This window comes from Vibrio sp. 10N.222.55.B11 (assembly GCF_041473705.1).
GTDB lineage: Bacteria > Pseudomonadota > Gammaproteobacteria > Enterobacterales > Vibrionaceae > Vibrio > Vibrio crassostreae_C.
In genome coordinates this window covers 1-329 of record NZ_JBFRST010000011.1, presented here as the reverse complement: position 1 = coordinate 329, position 329 = coordinate 1, and the positions used below count along the sequence as shown (strand labels likewise).

Below are 329 nucleotides of genomic sequence, written 5' to 3'. Positions count from 1 at the left end.
ATACCAATCCGGAAAATTAACTGATCAGGTCAATCCAATCTCTTGTACACATTTTTGTGACGCGATCTTTGCACTCAAGAAATCCATTCCAAGCGCTACAGACCTTCGAAACAATATCGTTATAATCAATGAAGTTTTGGTTTGCTAGATAGTGTTGCCTTAACCAACTCCACACTTGCTCTATAGGGTTAAGCTCTGGTGAGTATGGCGGCAATTTGATAATACTGACATTATCAAATGGGTTAGCAATATCATCGGTATGCCATCCTGCGCCATCCATTATTACCACTGAATGACGGTCTTTTTCTGTGACTTTAGATATCTGCTCT

At 39.8% G+C, this 329-nt stretch carries 1 protein-coding gene; it reads right to left on the bottom strand.

All coding sequences use genetic code 11. The annotated features are described in order from the left end of the window. Positions 1-16 precede the first annotated feature (16 nt). Positions 17-329, bottom strand: a 313-nt coding sequence (locus tag AB4503_RS05935; protein WP_017060484.1) for a transposase, incomplete at its 5' end; no start/stop codon positions are given.